Annotated in this window: 20 protein-coding genes; 6 read left to right on the top strand and 14 right to left on the bottom strand. The window is 47.0% G+C overall.

Annotation, left to right across the window (positions count from 1 at the left end; translation table 11 throughout):
* Positions 1 to 36: 36 nt before the first annotated feature.
* Positions 37 to 1,332 (bottom strand): serine hydroxymethyltransferase, encoded by a 1,296-nt coding sequence (gene glyA, locus AC3B6P_RS09655; RefSeq protein ID WP_489805918.1) that lies wholly within the window; start codon positions 1,330 to 1,332, stop codon positions 37 to 39.
* Positions 1,333 to 1,447: 115 nt separating this feature from the next.
* Here glyA and AC3B6P_RS09650 point away from each other — a divergent pair, with 115 nt between their 5' ends.
* The 4 genes from AC3B6P_RS09650 to AC3B6P_RS09635 are packed head-to-tail and all read left to right on the top strand — an operon-like array spanning position 1,448 to position 5,816.
* The gene (locus tag AC3B6P_RS09650) at positions 1,448 to 2,893 is read left to right on the top strand and encodes an APC family permease (protein WP_489805917.1); all 1,446 of its coding nucleotides are present in this window, start codon (positions 1,448 to 1,450) and stop codon (positions 2,891 to 2,893) included.
* Positions 2,894 to 2,944: 51 nt separating this feature from the next.
* Entirely contained in the window at positions 2,945 to 4,408 is a 1,464-nt protein-coding gene (locus AC3B6P_RS09645) for an APC family permease (protein WP_489805916.1), read from the top strand.
* A 24-nt stretch (positions 4,409 to 4,432) separates the two neighbouring features.
* The gene (hemB, locus tag AC3B6P_RS09640; protein ID WP_489805915.1) at positions 4,433 to 5,431 is read left to right on the top strand and encodes a porphobilinogen synthase; all 999 of its coding nucleotides are present in this window, start codon (positions 4,433 to 4,435) and stop codon (positions 5,429 to 5,431) included.
* The gene (locus AC3B6P_RS09635; protein ID WP_489805914.1) at positions 5,412 to 5,816 is read left to right on the top strand and encodes a YraN family protein; all 405 of its coding nucleotides are present in this window, start codon (positions 5,412 to 5,414) and stop codon (positions 5,814 to 5,816) included. The genes hemB and AC3B6P_RS09635 overlap by 20 nt, the downstream gene beginning before the upstream one ends.
* A 22-nt stretch (positions 5,817 to 5,838) precedes the next feature.
* On the opposite strand, the gene AC3B6P_RS09630 is transcribed toward AC3B6P_RS09635, so the two are convergent.
* The 9 genes from AC3B6P_RS09630 to purB all read right to left on the bottom strand — a co-directional run bounded on the left by AC3B6P_RS09630 (position 5,839) and on the right by purB (position 12,731).
* On the bottom strand, positions 5,839 to 6,135 hold the full coding sequence (locus AC3B6P_RS09630) for a hypothetical protein (protein WP_489805913.1): 297 nt from the start codon (positions 6,133 to 6,135) through the stop codon (positions 5,839 to 5,841).
* 150 nt (positions 6,136 to 6,285) lie between these two features.
* The gene (gene grxD / locus AC3B6P_RS09625; RefSeq protein WP_489805912.1) at positions 6,286 to 6,621 is read right to left on the bottom strand and encodes a Grx4 family monothiol glutaredoxin; all 336 of its coding nucleotides are present in this window, start codon (positions 6,619 to 6,621) and stop codon (positions 6,286 to 6,288) included.
* 109 nt (positions 6,622 to 6,730) lie between these two features.
* A complete protein-coding gene (locus tag AC3B6P_RS09620) occupies positions 6,731 to 6,964 on the bottom strand; it encodes a BolA/IbaG family iron-sulfur metabolism protein (protein ID WP_489805911.1) in 234 nt (77 codons plus the stop codon).
* A complete protein-coding gene (purL, locus tag AC3B6P_RS09615) occupies positions 6,964 to 9,168 on the bottom strand; it encodes a phosphoribosylformylglycinamidine synthase subunit PurL (protein WP_489805910.1) in 2,205 nt (734 codons plus the stop codon). The genes AC3B6P_RS09620 and purL overlap by 1 nt, the downstream gene beginning before the upstream one ends.
* Complete coding sequence (purQ, locus tag AC3B6P_RS09610; RefSeq protein WP_489805909.1) at positions 9,168 to 9,866, bottom strand: phosphoribosylformylglycinamidine synthase subunit PurQ; 699 nt, start codon at positions 9,864 to 9,866, stop codon at positions 9,168 to 9,170. Before purQ ends, purL begins: the two co-directional genes overlap by 1 nt.
* A complete protein-coding gene (locus tag AC3B6P_RS09605) occupies positions 9,863 to 10,282 on the bottom strand; it encodes a Rap1a/Tai family immunity protein (protein WP_489805908.1) in 420 nt (139 codons plus the stop codon). The genes purQ and AC3B6P_RS09605 overlap by 4 nt, the downstream gene beginning before the upstream one ends.
* Complete coding sequence (gene purS, locus AC3B6P_RS09600) at positions 10,279 to 10,521, bottom strand: phosphoribosylformylglycinamidine synthase subunit PurS (RefSeq protein WP_489805907.1); 243 nt, start codon at positions 10,519 to 10,521, stop codon at positions 10,279 to 10,281. The genes AC3B6P_RS09605 and purS overlap by 4 nt, the downstream gene beginning before the upstream one ends.
* On the bottom strand, positions 10,518 to 11,282 hold the full coding sequence (gene purC / locus AC3B6P_RS09595) for a phosphoribosylaminoimidazolesuccinocarboxamide synthase (RefSeq protein WP_489805906.1): 765 nt from the start codon (positions 11,280 to 11,282) through the stop codon (positions 10,518 to 10,520). The genes purS and purC overlap by 4 nt, the downstream gene beginning before the upstream one ends.
* Positions 11,283 to 11,396: 114 nt before the next feature.
* Positions 11,397 to 12,731 (bottom strand): adenylosuccinate lyase, encoded by a 1,335-nt coding sequence (gene purB, locus AC3B6P_RS09590; RefSeq protein ID WP_489805905.1) that lies wholly within the window; start codon positions 12,729 to 12,731, stop codon positions 11,397 to 11,399.
* 208 nt (positions 12,732 to 12,939) lie between these two features.
* Here purB and AC3B6P_RS09585 point away from each other — a divergent pair, with 208 nt between their 5' ends.
* Positions 12,940 to 13,530: a YjbE family putative metal transport protein gene (locus tag AC3B6P_RS09585; RefSeq protein WP_489805904.1), complete on the top strand. Its 591-nt coding sequence runs from the start codon at positions 12,940 to 12,942 to the stop codon at positions 13,528 to 13,530.
* Positions 13,531 to 13,538: 8 nt separating this feature from the next.
* Positions 13,539 to 15,404 carry a lytic transglycosylase domain-containing protein gene (locus AC3B6P_RS09580; protein WP_489805903.1) on the top strand — a complete coding sequence of 622 codons (1,866 nt, stop codon included), beginning with the start codon at positions 13,539 to 13,541 and terminating at the stop codon, positions 15,402 to 15,404.
* Between the two features lie 55 nt (positions 15,405 to 15,459).
* Here the strand turns inward: AC3B6P_RS09580 and AC3B6P_RS09575 are convergent, their stop codons facing one another.
* The 4 genes from AC3B6P_RS09575 to lpdA form a co-directional block, all read right to left on the bottom strand.
* Positions 15,460 to 15,801: a hypothetical protein gene (locus AC3B6P_RS09575; protein ID WP_489805902.1), complete on the bottom strand. Its 342-nt coding sequence runs from the start codon at positions 15,799 to 15,801 to the stop codon at positions 15,460 to 15,462.
* A gap of 145 nt (positions 15,802 to 15,946) precedes the next feature.
* A complete protein-coding gene (locus tag AC3B6P_RS09570) occupies positions 15,947 to 16,399 on the bottom strand; it encodes a type II toxin-antitoxin system RatA family toxin (RefSeq protein WP_489805901.1) in 453 nt (150 codons plus the stop codon).
* A 1-nt stretch (position 16,400) separates the two neighbouring features.
* Positions 16,401 to 17,372 (bottom strand): lipoyl synthase, encoded by a 972-nt coding sequence (gene lipA, locus AC3B6P_RS09565; protein WP_489805900.1) that lies wholly within the window; start codon positions 17,370 to 17,372, stop codon positions 16,401 to 16,403.
* Positions 17,373 to 18,779, bottom strand: a complete 1,407-nt coding sequence (gene lpdA, locus AC3B6P_RS09560) for a dihydrolipoyl dehydrogenase (protein WP_489805899.1) — start codon at positions 18,777 to 18,779, stop codon at positions 17,373 to 17,375.
* Positions 18,780 to 18,782: the final 3 nt, after the last annotated feature.

Genomic DNA, 18,782 nt, shown 5'->3' with positions numbered 1-18,782 from the left:
TCATCCCCCGGCATCAGAAAAAGCCGTCAAGTCTGATCAGGCTGACGCACGGTCATAGATTGGGAAACGGCGGCACAGTTCCTGCACATCCTGATGGACGCGTTGAATTGTCGCTTCGTCACCTTCACCAGCGCTCAGCACATCATTAATCATGTTGGCAATCTGGCGAAACTCTGCTTCACCAAAACCACGAGCTGTCGCAGCAGGGGCGCCAAGACGAATACCTGACGTGACAAAAGGTTTCTCCGGGTCAAAGGGGATGGCATTTTTATTAGCCGTAATACCAGCTTTTTCAAGCAGGGCTTCTGCTTGTTTCCCCGTAACCTTTTTAGGACGCAGATCGACCAGCACAAGGTGACTGTCTGTACCGTTTGTTACAATATCAAAACCAAGTTTTTTCAGCTCATCACCTAGAGCACGGGCATTATTCAGTACATTTTCCTGATAGATTTTAAAGCTGGGGTGCAAAGCTTCTCCAAATGCAACAGCTTTACCAGCAATGACATGCATCAATGGCCCGCCTTGCAAACCAGGGAAAACAGCTGAATTTATTTTCTTAGCCAGCTCTTCATTATTCGTCATAATGACACCACCACGAGGCCCGCGAAGAGTCTTATGAGTGGTGGTGGTCGTAATATCAGCGTAAGGCACAGGGCTTGGGTAAAGACCTGCTGCAACAAGACCTGCAAAGTGAGCCATATCCACCATAAGATAGGCACCAACTTCATCGGCAATTTTACGAAAACGCGGAAAGTCAATAACGCGAGGATAGGCTGAACTTCCTGCAACAATAATTTTGGGCTTATGTTCACGAGCCAGACGTTCCATCTCTTCGTAATCAAGAAGGCCGTCTTCCCCACGTACGCCGTACTGAACGGCGTGGAACCATTTCCCAGAGTAATTGGGGGCAGCACCATGTGTCAAATGTCCACCGGCAGCGAGACTCATTCCAAGAATTGTATCACCAGGTTTTGCCATAGCCATAAAAGCCGCCTGATTGGCATTTGCCCCACTATGAGGCTGAACATTGGCAAAAGCAGCGCCAAAAAGTTTTTTCAGACGCTCAATGGCAATCTCTTCAACCTTATCGACTTCACTGCACCCGCCATAATAACGACGGCCGGGAAGTCCTTCAGCATATTTATTTGTCAGAACGGATCCCTGGGCTTCCATTACCGCGAAAGAAGCCATATTTTCAGAGGCAATCAGTTCTATGCCATCCTGCTGACGTTTTAATTCTGCGCCTAATAGGGCGTTAATTTCTGGATCTCTCTCAGAAAGCGAATGATGAAAAAACGATTTGAGGTCGAACTGACCGGTGTGCTGAGTCATTCTCGTCGTAATCTCCGTGAAAAAGTGCTCTTCCCTATATAGGCGCAGACGCAAAGCACGTCTATTCTCCCCCTCACAGGATTACATTTTTATTACAAACACTAGGTACCACCTTATGAAGCACGCTTTCCTGCGCAGGAAACCAATTAATAACGACAACGCGAATCAGTCAGGTTTAAAGCGAATATTCGGCCCCTGGCATCTTATTCTTCTCGGCGTAGGGATTACTGTAGGGTCTGGTCTTTTTTCTTTAACAGGTGTTGCAGCCGGACAACATGCGGGACCGGCCGTGATTCTCTCCTTTCTTATTGCTCCGATCGCCTGTGGTTTTGCCGGCCTCTGCTACGCTGAACTGGCAGGGCTCATCACCTCTGGTGGCTCCGCCTATTCCTATACCTATGCTTCCATTGGCGAGGTTGCCGCCTGGTCCGTAGGCTGGAATCTGGTCCTGGAATATACTGTCGGGGCAGCTGCTGTAGCGTCAAGCTGGTCTGGTTATCTCACTTCCCTTTTACGTGGATGGGGCGTCACGCTTGACCCCCGTTTAACCGCCCCAACTTTCACGCATGTCACGATGCCAGATGGCCATATCACTGAGGCATGGTTCAACATACCTGGTACTTTCATCCTTTTTTGCATCACACTTCTGCTCATGCGTGGAACAACTGAATCAAGCAGGATCAATACCGTCGTTGTTATCATTAAAATGTTCGTGATCATCAGTGTCATGATCGTGTGTTTCCCCCATATCCAGCATGACCATTATGAACCTTTCATTCCTCCCAATACCGGGGAATTTGGTCATTTTGGCTTTAGTGGCGTCATGCGTGCTGCTGGCATGGCATTTTTTGCCTATCTGGGGTTTGATATTGTCTCATCTGCTACAACCGATACTAAAAACCCGCAACGCAATATTCCTATTGGGGTTATTGGAACCCTAATCATCTGCGCGTTAATTTACGTCGCGTTTGCGGCTGTGATTGTTGGTGTCGTAGATTACCGTTCCATGGTCAATGACGCAAACCCCGTCGCAACCGCCATTGATATGGTGCATATGCCCTGGCTTGCCAGCCTGGTTAAATTGGGTGTCACACTTGGTTACATTTCCGTGCTTTACGGCATGTTATTGGGCCAAAGCCGCATTGCCCTAACCATGTCTCAGGATGGTCTGCTCCCCTCCTTCTTCGGGAAACTGAATAAAAAAACGCAGACACCGTGGAATGCACATATTCTCTGTTTCGTTATGGCCGGCCTGCTTGCCGGGACATTCTCGATCAGTACATTAGGTAACATGACCTCTATCGGCACATTATTTGCCTTCATCATTGTTTGTTGCGGAGTCATAATATTCCGTTACAGGGAACCAGATCTTAAGCGTATTTTCCGTGTTCCTGGTGGGACTTTTCTGATCCCTGTTCTGGGAATTTTTTCCTGTGCTGCTGTCATGGTTTCACTTGATGGAGGCACATGGATGAGATTACTGGGCTGGTGGGCTATTGGAATGGTCGTATATATTTTATATGGTTCTAAAAAGAGTCTGTTGGGCACAGACAGATCCTAAGACCTTGTTGTTAATTTATTACTTGAGCAGAATAAAGAGGAGTAATCTCTGATGAATCGGCCCTTCTGGCGGACCAAATCGCTGGATTCATTAGCTTCACAAGATAGTTCTGGAACAGAGCTGAAACGCGTTTTTGGTGCCTGGCAACTCGTTTTTCTTGGAGTTGGCGTAACCATTGGCGCCGGATTATTTTCTCTTAGTGGCGTCGCTGCAGGGCAATATGCAGGCCCAGGTGTCGTCCTCTCCTTCATCATTGCAGCCATTGCCTGCGGTTTTGCAGGACTTTGTTATGCAGAACTTGCAGGCATGATTCCTATTGCAGGGTCTGCCTATTCCTATGCCTATGTTGCGATGGGAGAAGGTGTCGCTTGGATCATAGGTTGGGATCTCTTTTTAGAATATACCGTTAACGCGTCTGCTGTTGCCTCAAGCTGGTCTGGTTATTGCGTCTCCCTGCTGAGGGACTGGGGCATTACACTGGACCCACGCCTGACTTCATCAAGTTTTTCTCTTGTCAAACTTGCTGATGGTTCTACGGCCCATGCCTGGCTTAATGCACCATCAATCTTCATTCTTTTACTTGTAACATTCCTTTTAATGGGCGGCGTTTCAGAGTCCAGCCGCGTCAATGCCGCCATTGTCGCATTAAAGCTTCTGATCATTATCAGCGTTACCGCTATCTGCCTTCCTCACCTCAATACTGCTAATTTTCATCCTTTTATTCCTCCTAATACAGGTCATTATGGAGAATTTGGCTTTAGTGGTGTCATGCGCGCTGCCGGTTTGATCTTCTTTGCCTATATAGGCTTTGATATTGTCTCTACCGCTGCCCAAGATGCCCGCAACCCTCAAAGGGACATTCCTTTTGGAATCCTCGGCAGCCTTATCATAACGGCAATCGTCTATGCGATTTTCTCGTCAGTTTTAGTGGGCGTCGTCGATTATCACGAACTCGCCAATAACGCGAACCCTGTCGCAACCGTGCTTGATAAGATTCATATTACCTGGTTTGGCGTGCTGGTTAAAATCGGGATCATGCTGGGCTATATATCCGTCATTTATGGCCTTCTTCTTGGACAAAGCCGCGTGGCCCTCTCAATGTCACGAGACGGACTCATGCCGAAGATTTTTAACCATCTTAATCCTCACACACATACCCCTATTGTCTCCCATGCCCTTACGTGGGTTGCCAGCAGTATTCTCGCAGCCTGCCTACCTATCAATATTCTTGGCGAAATGACTTCAATCGGGACACTCCTTGCTTTCGTGATCGTCTGCCTAGGTGTTCTAGTACTTCGGCTGCGCGCACCTGAGATGCACCGTCTCTTTAAGGTGCCAGGGGGCGCTTTCCTTGTGCCTGTTCTGGGAATTATATCCTGCGGTTCTGTGATGCTCTCCATGAATCTGGCAACATGGTTACGCCTTTTCATCTGGCTTGCTATCGGTGTTGTCATTTATTTCTGCTATAGCCGTCACAACAGCAAACTTGTGAAAAAGACGGGTTTGGAAAAGTGAAAATCAGACTTTAGAAAGGCCAATATGTCTTATAGTCTTCACACACGCCTCAGGCGCAATCGTTATGATTCATTTACCAGACGCATGGTTTCTGAACATAAACTTCATACAGATAATCTAATCTGGCCTGTTTTTGTGTGTGAAGGCACCCAGCAACGCCAACCCGTACAGGCCATGCCTGGCGTTATTCGTGTAAGTCTTGATCTTCTTGAAGAGCATGTTGGGCAGGCTGTAAAGCTTGGGATTCCCGCCATTGCTCTTTTCCCCGTGACACCGATGGAGATCAGAGATGAAAAAGGCAGTGAGGCTCTAAATCCTGACAATTTAATGTGCCGGGCCGCCCGCCTCCTTAAAAAAGCCTATCCTGAGCTAGGGTTAATCGGTGATGTAGCACTAGACCCCTATACGATTCATGGCCATGACGGGATTATTATTGATGATTATGTCGCCAATGATGCCTCTGTTGAAATTCTTAGCCGCCAAGCTTTGAACCAGGCACAAGCCGGGATTGATATTATTGCTCCTTCGGACATGATGGATGGGCGTGTTGGTGCCATCCGTGAAATCCTTGATAAAAATGGTTACGTCAACACACGTATCATGTCTTATGCCGCAAAATATGCATCTGCTTTTTACGGTCCTTTCAGAGACGCTCTTGGTTCCGGGAACCTCCTTTCCGGGAATAAAAAGACCTACCAGATGGATCCAGCCAATTCAGACGAAGCTCTTCGTGAAGTTGAAATGGATCTTCAGGAAGGCGCTGATATGATCATGGTCAAACCTGGCATGCCTTATCTGGACATTATTCAGCGCGTTAAAGAAAATTTTCTGGTCCCAGTTTTCGCTTATCAGGTCTCTGGGGAATATGCGATGATGATGGCTGCCATCCAGAATGGCTGGCTTGACCCTGACAAAACAATTCTAGAAAGTCTTTTGGCTTTTAAAAGGGCTGGATGTAGCGGCATCCTTACTTATTTCGCGCTTGAGGCAGCTAAACTTCTCCGTGAAAACGCTTCATCATAAAGAGGCTCGTCCTCACCCCTCACGCAGTCTTAGAGGGGCAAAAGCTTTTAAGACAGGCCTTGAAGCAGAAAGTGCCGTTCGCGCCTTTTTTCAGAAGATGGGCTATGTCATTCTAGCCCATCGCACCCGAACACCTTTTGGTGAAATCGACCTCATCATTTCAAACAATGACTGGCTTATTGGCATAGAGGTTAAGCAACGTAGAACTCATTATGAAAGTGCTTTTGCACTCACGGCCAAACAATCCCGTCGCTTGTTAGAAGCCTTCGATTATCTGATAAAATCACATCCAGAATGGCATAAGGCGCAAACACGCTTCGACTTCGCACTTGTCGATCATGCAGGAAAAATAGAAATTATAGAAGATGCCCTTCGAGCCTTCTAAATCACACTATGCCCGTTAAATCTCAGCCACGCCGCTGATGTCTGTTGCGTTTATGACGTGTCAGAACATGACCACGATATGCCACATTCCTGATTGGCATAGCATGTGTTCTACGACTCGCAAGAGCATATGACTTCCTGACCTTATGATAGCGGTAAGGATGCACAACCGGCGTCGCTGTCAAAGCGCTAAACGTAAGTTTCCTGGCTTCAAATTCCGTAATTTCACGAGGAGCCGCTTTTGCCATAGTTCCGATAAGTAAAGTCGCACTTGTAACAGCTACAAGAACCAATCCTTTCCATAAACGTGAATAAGACATCAAAAGACTCCCTTAAGACTACCTTGGTGGAATCTACCTAACTTTTAGCGACTTCAACAAGATCTATATCAAAAAATATGAAAAAAACATAAAAATTGAAAAAAAAGCGGTGCTTTGCACCGCTTTCTCAAATTTCTAGTTCTGACAAAGTTACTGATGGGCTTTCAAAAGCTCTTTATCGACCAACAATGCCTCAAGCTCTCCACTCTGATACATGTCAGTTACAATATCACATCCACCAATAAATTCACCTTTAATGAAAAGCTGAGGAACTGTCGGCCATTGGGAAAAATCTTTAATTCCCTGTCGGATTGCAGGATCTTCCAACACATTACATGTTTCAAAATTAACCCCAACATGATTCAGAATCTGAACAACGCGTGCTGAAAACCCACATTGTGGAAACAGCTTGTCGCCCTTCATGAATAACATGATATCATTTGCATCAATCATGTTCTGAATATCTTGCAAAACAGTTTCTGGCATTTCTATTAATCCCTTATGCGCCTTTCTCTCAAAACGCTTTACTCGGTTTCAGGAGATAGGGCGCCAGAATAAAACGTCAATCCCCTGAAACCATAAAATATATAACCTCTTATATGGGAAGTCCTGTCTTCACTGACAAAGCATGAAGCTCTGTCCCCATACGTCCCCCAAAAGCATCATAAACAAGCTTATGCTGCTTGACCAAAGGAAGCCCACGAAAAGCTTCACTCCGCACTTCGCAGGCATAATGATCTCCATCGCCGGCAAGGTCCTGAATTTCAATCTGTGCATCAGGAAGAGCTGCTAGAATAATTTGCTCAATTTCCTCAGCAGACATAGGCATTATTCAATCTCTCCCATCAGGCGCGGCAGGAATTCTCCATGAAGCTTGCGCAATCTGACAAGATCACATTTAAGCTCTGTCCCCACAAGCAGGACATCGCCCTGAATACGGCCAAGACGGCTTACAGCAATACCTGCCTCCTGTGCCTCTTTCAGCAGATCATCACCATCCTGAACCACAACAACGTAGCGCCCCTGATCCTCACCAAACCAGAAAGCATGCGGCTTTATACCCTCAGGCGCGGAAACAAGCTCACACCCATGCCCACCTGCCATAGCCATTTCAGCGATGGTAACAAGTAGACCCCCATCCGATACGTCATGACAGGCAATAATATCGCCATCAAGGATATGACGACGCACAAAATCACCATGCAGACGTTCTTTCTGAAGATCAATGACAGGGGGAGCCCCTTCTTCACGACCACAGATTTCCCGTAACCAGAGAGACTGACCCAGTGCACCTTTTGTCTCACCAACCAGCAGGATCTCTCCCTCTTCAGGAAGGGCCAGCCCGACTGCTTTGCGGACATCTTCAATAATACCCAGGCCACCAATGGCAGGCGTCGGCTGTATGGCTGTTGCCTGAGCATTTTCAGAGCGTGTCTCATTATAAAGAGAGACATTCCCGCTCACGACAGGGAAGTCAAGCGCACGACAGGCCTCACCCATACCCTTAATTGCCTCGACAAACTGCCCCATAATCTTAGGATTTTCAGGACTGCCGAAATTCAGGTTATCAGTCACAGCCAGAGGGGTAGCCCCTGTAGCCGTGATATTCCTCCAGGCTTCCACAACGGCCTGTGCCCCACCGCAATAAGCATCTGCCTGCCCGTAGCGGGGAGTACAGTCAGTCGTTAAGGCAAGAGCTTTATCAGTACCTTCTACCCTGACGATCGCAGCATCTGCACCGCCGGGACGTTTGACTGTCTGACCGCCAACTGTGCTGTCATACTGGTTCCAGATCCAAGCGCGTGACGCTAAATCAGGAGAGGCGACCAGCGTTTCAAGAGCTTCTGTAAGACTGACAGGTGATACAGGTGCCTCAATAGCGACCGGTTTCTCGGTAGGCTGAACCGGACGATCATAAAGTGGTGCCTGATCAGCGAGAGGGCCAAGAGGAATATCCGCTTCAACCTTACCTTTATGTTTAACCGTTATATGGCCTGTTTCAGTCAGGACACCGATAACAGCAAAATCAAGCTCCCATTTCTCAAAAATACGGCGAGCTTCTTCTGTCCGGTCTGGACGGAGCACCATGAGCATGCGTTCCTGACTTTCAGAAAGCATCATTTCATAGGCACTCATATGCGCCTCACGCTGAGGAACATGATCAAGATCAAGCTCAATCCCGACACTTCCCTTACTAGCCATTTCAACAGCAGAAGAAGTAAGTCCGGCGGCCCCCATATCCTGAATTGCAATCACAGCATCAGTTGCCATCAATTCAAGACATGCCTCAATAAGAAGCTTTTCAGTGAAGGGGTCACCGACCTGAACTGTCGGACGTTTTGAACTTGATTCTTCATCAAATTCAGCTGAAGACATGGTTGCACCGTGAATGCCGTCTCGCCCTGTCTTGGAACCAACATAAACGACAGGATTCCCGACACCTGCCGCAGCAGAAAGGAAAATACGATCCTGTGAGGCAATGCCAACTGTCATGGCGTTTACGAGAGGGTTCCCATTATAGGAACGGTGGAAATTCACTTCCCCCCCCACTGTCGGCACGCCGACGCAGTTTCCGTAACCGCCAATACCTCTTACAACACCATCAACGACACGACGCGTATCAGCCTCTTTGGCATCTCCAAAACGCAACGCATTCAAATTGGCAACCGGGCGGGCACCCATTGTAAATACATCACGTAGGATACCGCCGACACCTGTCGCTGCCCCTTGATATGGTTCAATAAATGATGGGTGATTATGACTTTCCATCTTAAAAATGGCAGCCAACCCATCACCAATATCTACAACACCTGCGTTTTCACCCGGACCGTGAATAACCCAAGGAGCTTTTGTCGGAAGTGTCTTAAGGTGAAGACGTGATGACTTATAAGAACAATGCTCAGACCACATAACCGAAAAAATACCCAGCTCGGTTAATGTTGGCGTCCGTCCCATAATGGAAAGGACAGTTTCATATTCGTCATTGGTCAAACCGAAAGATTGTGCCAAAGCGATATCTACGGTTAAACTCATTAGCCCAGTGTCTCCACTAAACCCTTAAAGAGAGGCAGGCCATCAGTCCCACCTGTCAGGGCATCGGTTAAATTTTCAGGGTGCGGCATAAGACCACAAACGCGCTTGTTCTCACTAAGAACACCAGCAATCGCCTGGGCACTGCCATTCAGGTTATTCATCATATTATCAGGCTCGACACGTCCAGCTTCGTCACAATAACGAAAAGCGATACGCCCCTCTCCTTCAAGACGCTTCAATGTTTCAGGAGAGGCTGTGTAATTACCATCTCCATGAGCCATGGGCGCTCTGAAAACATCCCCTTTTGCCCAGTTCCCTGTAAAGGCACAGTCAGATGTCTCAACTTTCAGAAAACAATCCTGTGACAGAAAGCGCATTCCGGCATTGCGTAACAAGGCACCAGGCAGAAGCCGTGCTTCAGTCAATATCTGGAAGCCATTACAAACACCGAGAATATAACCACCTTTTTCAGCAAACTGACGCACAGCTTTCATGATGGGAGAGTGCGCTGCCATCGCCCCGCTACGGAGATAATCCCCATAGCTGAAGCCACCAGGCAGGACTACAAGATCAAGCCCCTCAATCTGCTCCTGCTGGTGCCATAAGATCACCGGCGCTTTTCCCGATACACGCTCTATTGCATGCACCATGTCGCGCTCCCGGTTAGTGCCAGGAAAAACGACAATCCCTGTTTTCATTGAGATGATCCCTCTTTTACTGGGGCAGACGCAGCAGCTTTATTCTCACAAGGGTTAGCTTCATGCAATGCAAGATAAACAGCTTTACCAGCAGGCTGGGAAAGGGATTCCGGATGTTTTTTTAACCATGATACAACAGTCTCTCTTACCTGAGACGTTGTCTTGGACGGAGATACGCAGAAAGCGACTGGTGCCTTATCATGCTGATAAACTGCGTAGTCACGGGACCAGACTTCGCTATCCATTATGCCTGAAAGATAGGCATCACAAAGCTTCAGGCCATTCTGACTCGTGCACATATTGCCAAGGGCTCTGGCAGTAACTTTGGAAACACGCTGAGCATGTGCCTGAGATGGGGAAATAGCAAGAGCACCGGCGACAAGCAGGCCCATTGTTAAAGCTGATGTGAATTTCATGACAGAACCTCAACAACAAAATCTTCAATCACTTCATTTGCCAAAAGCGCATGAGCCATCGCTTCACCCTGTTTTTTCGCCTCTTCTGCCGAAGTCACGTCAAGATCAAGATCAACGACACGGCTGATACGGACATCTTTCACGCCTTTGAAATGCAGAGATTCCAGAGCATGGCCAACTGCTTTACCCTGTGGGTCCAACACGCCTTCCTTTAAGGAAACAAATACGCGAACTTTCACAATACCCCCTCCGAGGTCACATTTTTTCCATTGTCAGATTCAGGCAGAATCCCGAGCCGACGAGCCACTTCCTGGTAAGCCTCTTCAACCTTCCCCATATCACGACGAAAACGGTCCTTATCGAGCTTTTCGTTCGTACGGGCATCCCAAAGACGGCAATTATCAGGCGAAATCTCATCTGCCAGGACAATCCGCATTTCATCGCCTTCCCATAGACGGCCAAATTCCAGCTTGAAATCAACAAGCGTGATTCCAACACCTGCAAATAATCCCGTCAGAAAATCATTCACTCTCAAACTCAGAGCGCTGATTTCATCCAGATCATGCGGGTAGGCCCAATTAAAGGTAATGATGTGCTCATCAGATACCAGAGGGTCATTGAGAGCGTCGTTCTTATAGTAAAATTCAATAAGCGCCCGTGGCAAACGCTCACCTTCTTCAAGCCCAAAGCGCTTTGCCAGAGAACCTGCTACAACATTACGAACTACAACTTCCAGCGGAATGATCTCGACTTCCCGCACAAGCTGCTCTCTCATATTCAGCCGACGGATGAAATGAGTTGGGATATTGATCTCTTTAAGCCTCATCATCAGATATTCACTGATGCGGTTATTAAGAACGCCTTTTCCCGTAATGACGCCACTTTTAGCGCCATTCCCGGCCGTTGCATCATCCTTGAAATACTGAATGATCGTACCAGCCTCTGGCCCTTCATACAGTATCTTGGCCTTGCCTTCATATATTTGCCGACCACGAGCCATGAAATCCAGTCCTTATCCCCAAAACAGTCAATTATTTCTATTTAGCATAGAGACTCTCAAAAAAGGGAGACCAAAGAAGAATTCTGATCCCCTTTTTAAGATTCCCGTTGAAAACTAACCGGCAAAGGCGCGTTCAAAAATCATATCAACCGCCTTGAGATGACGGGCAGGATCAAGCGCATCGTCAATAACAGTCTTATCCAATCTGCCTGAAACAAGCGGATCTGCTTCCAGGTTTTCCCTGAATGTCTTCCCTTCAGGTGTGTTCAGTTTCGTCCAGGTCGCCATAGCGGCTTTCTGAACGATGCTATAAGCTTCTTCTCGTGAATAGCCTGCACGGGCCAAAGCCAGCAGGACTTCACCAGAATGAACGACCCCGCCCAGGCTTTCGACATTTGCGAGCATTTGATCGGGATAAATCACCAGCTTTTCCATCATGGTCGCCAAACGCATCAATGCAAAATCAAGCGTTACTGTCCCATCTGGACAGATATTACGTTCAACGGAAGAATGGCTGATATCACGCTCATGCCACAAAGCCACATTTTCCAGCGCCGGAACAACGTAAGAACGTACAAGACGCGATAAACCCGTCAGATTTTCTGATAGTACCGGATTACGCTTATGAGGCATAGCCGAGCTACCTTTTTGCCCAGCATGGAAAAACTCTTCTGCTTCCCTGACTTCAGAACGTTGCAAATGACGGACTTCAACAGATAATCTTTCAATTCCACTGGCGATCACGCCCAATGTGCAAAAGAATGCTGCGTGACGATCACGGGGAATCACCTGAGTAGAAACATCTTCGACCTTCAAACCCAGATGTTTTGCTACATAAGATTCAATAGCAGGATCAATATGTGCATAAGTACCTACCGCACCGGAAATGGCGCAAATAGCAATTTCCTCCCGGGCTGCCAGTAATCTTTTCCGATTCCGCTTGAATTCCGCATAATGGCCGGCAAGCTTGAGACCAAAACTGGTTGGCTCTGCATGAATCCCGTGGCTACGTCCGATCGTAACAGTATATTTATGTTCAAACGCCCGTTTTTTAAGTGCTGCGAGAAGCGCATCGAGATCCTGCAACAAAAGATCGGCTGCCTGTGTCATCTGTACTGCAAGACAGGTGTCCAACACGTCAGATGATGTCATCCCCATATGAACAAACCGGCTTTCCGGACCGACTTTTTCAGCCAGCCAGGTCAAAAACGCGATAACGTCATGACGAGTCTCTGCTTCGATTTCGTCAATCCGGGCGATATCCTGCTCAGAAAAGGCCGCCATGGCCTTATCACCCTTTTCCCTGATGATTTTAGCCGCTTCAACGGGAATAACACCCTGTTCTGCCATCGCTTCGCAAGCGAGGGCTTCAATCTCGAACCAGATACGATAACGATTAATACCAGACCATATTGCCACCATCTGGGGACGAGAATAACGAGGGACCATAAGGCAGCTCCACTAAAAAACAAACTCAGGACAGTCATTAGCCAATCATGACCATTCTGCCCAGACCCGAAAAGGATGAAAATCGGGCGACAAATAATCTTCAGCCTCTTGAATTGGACTCAAAAGATGGGCCAGAATTCGTGACAGAATGTTTTGAGGCTGTCTGTTTATATAAGAAGATCCGCTTCTGATTGTGAGGGGTACGGATATGGCATTTCCAAATTTCGTCAATTCTCTTTCCGCGCTCCTGGCTGTTTTATTGATCGATTTCACGCTCGCAGGCGCGAATGTGACTATTATTGCTGTGTCTGTTGAGGCTCTTGAAAAACGTCAGAAATGGATTGCAATTTTTGCAGGTACTATTTTCGGGGCTGTATTACGCATCGCTCTGGCACTTGTTGCCTCACAGCTTTTCCATTTTGAAGCGCTTAAAATAGTCGGTGGATGTCTTCTTCTCTGGGTATGCTGGCACCTGTTCCATCGCATAAAGACACACCAGAATGATGCTGACATTTCTCATACGGCAACCATGGGAGAAGCAATTTTACAGATTATCATAGCAGATATTGCTCTGAGCTTTGATAATGTCCTTGCCGTTGCTGGTGCCTCAGACATGCATCCTGTTATCTTAACCATCGGCCTGCTTATATCTGTCCTCATCATCGCTTTGGCGGCTAATCTGGCTTCGTGGTTTTTTAAACGTTTTTACTGGCTTAACTGGATCGGTTTATTCATTGTTCTACTCGTAAGCCTTAAATTATGTGCCCAGGGTGGTTATGAGCTCTGGCAGACATTTTGAGCTATCAAATGCAATTCCTAAATAAATTCCTCTGCTCAATCTACTCCATTGGAGCAGGGATTTTTTTATTTACCCCCACAGGATCAGCGCAAACAGTCCCTTACTCTCCGCGTCTGACAGAGTGGCTCCTCCTGACATGCCCGGCTGGCCTCCACCTACCACCCAGAGATTATGCCAATTTTCTGAAAACAACCCCAGAATGGCCTTTACGTGCCCGTATTACATGGCGTTTTGAAAACAGTTTACAGCAAGAAACAAATCCCACCACACTCAAACAACTTTGCCCCCTTTTCCCGCTCACCCAATTTGCGACACTGATCCATTGTACCTCTTATCTTTCCAATAGCAGAGAACAAGCACGCTCTTTTTGGCGCAGGGGACTTTCTGATACACAAAGTGAACAAAAACTCCTTTCTCTCTATGGAAGCTCCCTTCAACCTGAGGACCAATGGGCACGTTATCAGAATCTGGAAAAAAAAGGACTGAAACAGGCAGCTCTCAGACAGATAAACCGGTTATCACCTTCTCAGTCCGATCTTGCCCGGGCTCGTTTTGCACAGAGATTCGCACTACCTACAGCAGATGAGCTTTTCGCCTCTCAAGAATCAGTCTCTTCCGATAATGAGCTTATCAGACTTCGTTTACACCTCTTGCGACAGCAAAACAGACTTGATGAAGGCTATATGGTCTGGAAACAGACGCCTTTCATTCATAATGCTCCCACATCTTCCATTGCTTCGGAAATCCTTGCTTATATCAGGCTTTTTCTTCGCTCAGACCAAGAGGATGAACAGCAAAAAGCACTCGAGCTGCTCGCCTCGCTTACGCAATTATCCTCAAACATATTGCAGGATGATGCCTTATTCTTAAACGGCTATACGCGGCTTTTTCTCCTTAACCGCCCGCAGGAAGCCAGAAGGTTTTTCCTTGAATTATCCCGCAAAACCTCCCTTTCCAAACGCGCTGAGGGACTTTACTGGCTTGGCAGATGTGCAGGAACAGAGTCCGAGAATGAAGAAGCCCTTACGTGGTTTCGTAAAGCAGCTTCCAATCCAACGGTTTTCTATGGTCAGCTGGCGCTGGCACATCTAACACATTCTCCTTTTTTCGATTTCTCACACAGAACACCTCTCTTTAAAACCAGCTTGGCCGAGGCCCTTGCACATATTCCCCAGCCTGATGGCGGTCCTATACCACGTTCAGATCTAGTCCAGGCTATACAGGCCCTTGTCGCGAATAATGACAGAGCGAATGCCACTATTTTTATCACTTATCTTTATGCGCATACCGAAACTGCGTCTGCCCTCATCTCCGTAGCCGCATTATCCAGCCGATCAGCCATTGCTAAAGGTGCTATTTTAAGCGCCCATAAATTAGAAAAAGCTGGAATTGCCCTCTACCCATCAGGTTACCCTCTCCCTTATGATATACCCCCCTCTTCTGATTTAAACATTTCTCTGCCTCCTCCTCTCCTCCCTGCCCTTATCCGGCAAGAAAGTAGTGGAGACCCTGATGCTATTAGTCCTTCTCCAGCATATGGTTTAATGCAATTACGTCTTCCCACAGCCCAAATGATGGCGCAGAAACATCGTTTAGGAACAGTCACAGCAAACACATTGCTCGACTCCCAGACAAATATGTTACTTGGCAGCCTCTATTTATCGGAACTTCTGGCCCATTTTAATGGCTCAATCCCATATGCGCTGGCTGGCTATAATGCCGGTCCATCACGTGTAAAACCTATTGGCACAACTTCAATTGAAAATGACAATTATTTGTTAAAGTGGATCACTCTATTTCCGTTTAAAGAAACACGTGGCTATATCCAGCATATTATGAGCGACATGGCTCTCTATGACATCATCACACAATAAAAAACGGCCCCATAAAGGGACCGTTTTCTAGCTTGCAATACTCACGTAAGGCGAATTACTGAGCTTCTGGTGCAGGCATTGTTGCTGGCATTACTGAAGATGAAGATGTCGTCGCAGCAGGAGGAGCGACAGGCATCATGGCATTACCTGTTTTTTTCTGAATTTCATCTGCCTCTTTCTGTGGAACTGTAACAACAGCAGGAGGTGTCAGAACAGGTGTCTGAGCTTTCTGTAAAGACATTGCGTTTAGTGCATCGGTCTTGGAAACTGTCTCACCAGCTTTTTTATGAGCTTTGCTATGATGAGCTGAATGCTTATGTGCTGTTGCAGCAAAAACTGGTGAAGAAGCAAGCATAAGGCCAGCAGCGGCAAAAGCTGTAAAAGATAATTTTTTCATTACTCAACTCCATTAATATTCACTTCAGGAGTGAAACATTTTTGAGCTTAAAACGATCAGTCTTTTAAAACAATCATTTTAATGGAATTAGTGATACAAGAATTTATTTCAAGTCTCATTTAGTAATTATTAATAATTAACTATCTTATGATGCAGGTGGGAATTGGGGAGGGCCATAAATTTCACGAGCGCGACTAATGAAGGCCTTAACCATAAGACGAATTCCCTCATTAAAGACGATACCAATTGCATTACGCAACAGGCGGGACCTGAACTCGAAATCTACATAAAAATCGACAACACATCCCCCTTCATGAGGAGTAAATGTCCAGATATTTTTGAGATATTTAAAAGGTCCTCTTTCATAACGAACGAGTATCCTATTTGGCCGTTCCAACGTAACGCGGCTTGTATAAGATTCTCTGAAAGGACCAAACCCAACACTCAAATCGGCCACCAGCTCATCATCTGTCCGTGATCTGACGACAGATTTAATACACCATGGCAGGAACTCAGGGTACTTACCCACGTCTGCTACCAGATCAAAAAGCTGTTCGGGAGTATAAGCAATTAATCTTTGTTCAGCATGGGTAGGCATATCAGCTTATTTCTCCTAAACGACGCATACGCTCTTGCTTTAACTGGGCAAAATCCCTGTCAGCATGATAAGAAGAACGTGTCATAGGCGATGCACTGACCTGGAGAAATCCTTTTACACGCGCTGTTTTTGCATAATCGGCAAACTCATCAGGTGTCACAAAGTTTTTAACCGCAGCATGTTTGACACTTGGTTGAAGATACTGACCCAATGTCAGAAAATCCACGTCTGCTATCCGAAAGTCATCCATAACCTGTCCCACTTCAGCCTTCTCTTCGCCAAGCCCTAGCATTAATCCAGATTTTGTAAACAGATATGGATCAAGCCGTTTCGCATCACTTAACAGTCTGAGTGACTGAAAATAGCGCGCTCCCGGCCTTATTGATGGATAAAGACGTGGAACAGTCTCGATATTGTGATTGAAAACATCAGGCTTTGCAGCCACAACGATTTCCAACGCCCCTTCTTTGCGCAGAAAATCTGGCGTCAGAATCTCTATCGTCGTTTCAGGAGATTGTTCCCGCACTGACTGAATGACTTCAGCAAAATGTTTTGCACCTCCATCAGGCAGATCATCACGGTCAACAGAAGTTATTACCACATGCCGTAATCCAAGCTTGGCCACAGCTTCTGCCACACGCCCCGGCTCACCTGCATCTAACGGGGCAGGAAGCCCCGTTGAAACATTACAGAAAGCACAGGCCCGCGTGCATATTTCGCCCATAATCATCATCGTTGCATGACGCTGGGACCAACATTCTCCGATATTGGGACATGCCGCTTCCTCACAAACTGTCGCAAGCTTGTGACTACGCATCAAAGCCCTTGTTTCATGATAGACCGGATGTGTAGGAGCCTTGACCCTTATCCATGCCGGCTTGCGCGCAATCGGGTTGTCTGGTCTGTGCATCTTTTCGGGATGACGGACGGTAACGCGGTTATCTTGGTGGTTGATGACTAGCCGTGTGGACATTTAAATATGCAATGCACCTTCGAAAGCTGAAAGAACAGCTTCATGCATGGTTTCTGAAATAGTTGGATGCGGGAAAACAGTCTCACTCAGTTCAGCTTCTGTCAATTCGCCCGTACGTGCGATCACAAAACCTTGAATCATTTCCGTCACTTCTGCACCGATCATATGGGCACCAAGCAGTTCGCCAGTCGTTGCATCGAACACAACTTTCGTCATGCCTTCTGGTTCTCCCATCGCGACAGCCTTACCATTCGCCAGGAATGGAAAACGACCGACTTTGACTGTTTTTCCCAATGCTTTAGCTTTTTCTTCACTAAGCCCTACAGATGCAATTTGCGGACGCGAATAAGTACATCCGGGGATTGAAAGCGTATGAAGCGGTTCAGGTGAGCGACCAGCAATTTTTTCAACACAAATAACTGCTTCATGGCTGGCTTTATGAGCTAGCCATGGTGCGCCAGCAACATCACCAATCGCATAAAGACCCGGCTCATCAGTGCGGCAGAATTCATCAGTTATAATATGCGTGCGATCAATTTTAACGCGTGTTTTCTCCAGCCCCATATTCTCAACATTGCCAACAATACCAACGGCGCAGATCACACGATCAACAGTAAGATCAAACGTCCCTTTAGGCGTTTCAATAACTGTTGAAACCTCATCCTCTTTTTTCAACAGCGGACCAACTTTGGCAGAAGTCAGGATTTTCATCCCACGCTTTTCAAAAGCCTTTTGTGCCTGTGTGCTAATTTCAGGATCCTCCGCAATCAGGATCCGGTCAGCAACTTCAGCAATCGTCACTTCACTTCCAAGATCCCGGTAGAACGAAGCGAATTCGATACCGATTGCCCCAGAACCAATGACGAGTAACCGCTTGGGGAATTTCGTTGGCGTCATTGCTTCTCTGGCACTCCAGATCAACTTACCATCAGTTTCCAGTCCTGGAAGCTGACGCGCACGCGCGCCCGTCGCAAGGATCACATGAGGTGCACGAATAGACGCAAATTCCTGCCCATCCTTCACGACTGAAACTTTATGGGCTTCCCCTTCACGGCCAGTAAGACTTGCATAACCATCAAAAGTCGTGACCTTTGCTTTTTTCAGGAGATGAGCAACTCCCTTACGCATACGGTCTGCAACATTACGAGAACGCGCTACAACTTTTTCAAGGTCAAAAGAAGGATTTTCTGCAGAAAGACCAAACTCCTTCAAATGGCTCAAACTATGAAAAATGTCAGCAGACCGGAGAAGTGCTTTCGTGGGGATACATCCCCAGTTCAGGCATACGCCCCCCATATGTGCAGTTTCAACCAGGGCAACATTCATCCCAAGTTGGCTGGCTCTGAGAGCAGCTACATATCCACCTGGACCGCCACCAATGACAATAAGATCAAATAAATCGGACATAAA

The organism is Aristophania sp. ESL1142 (assembly GCF_058107345.1).
Note: the sequence above shows the minus strand (reverse complement) of the source record. Positions and strands in the feature narration are given on the sequence as shown.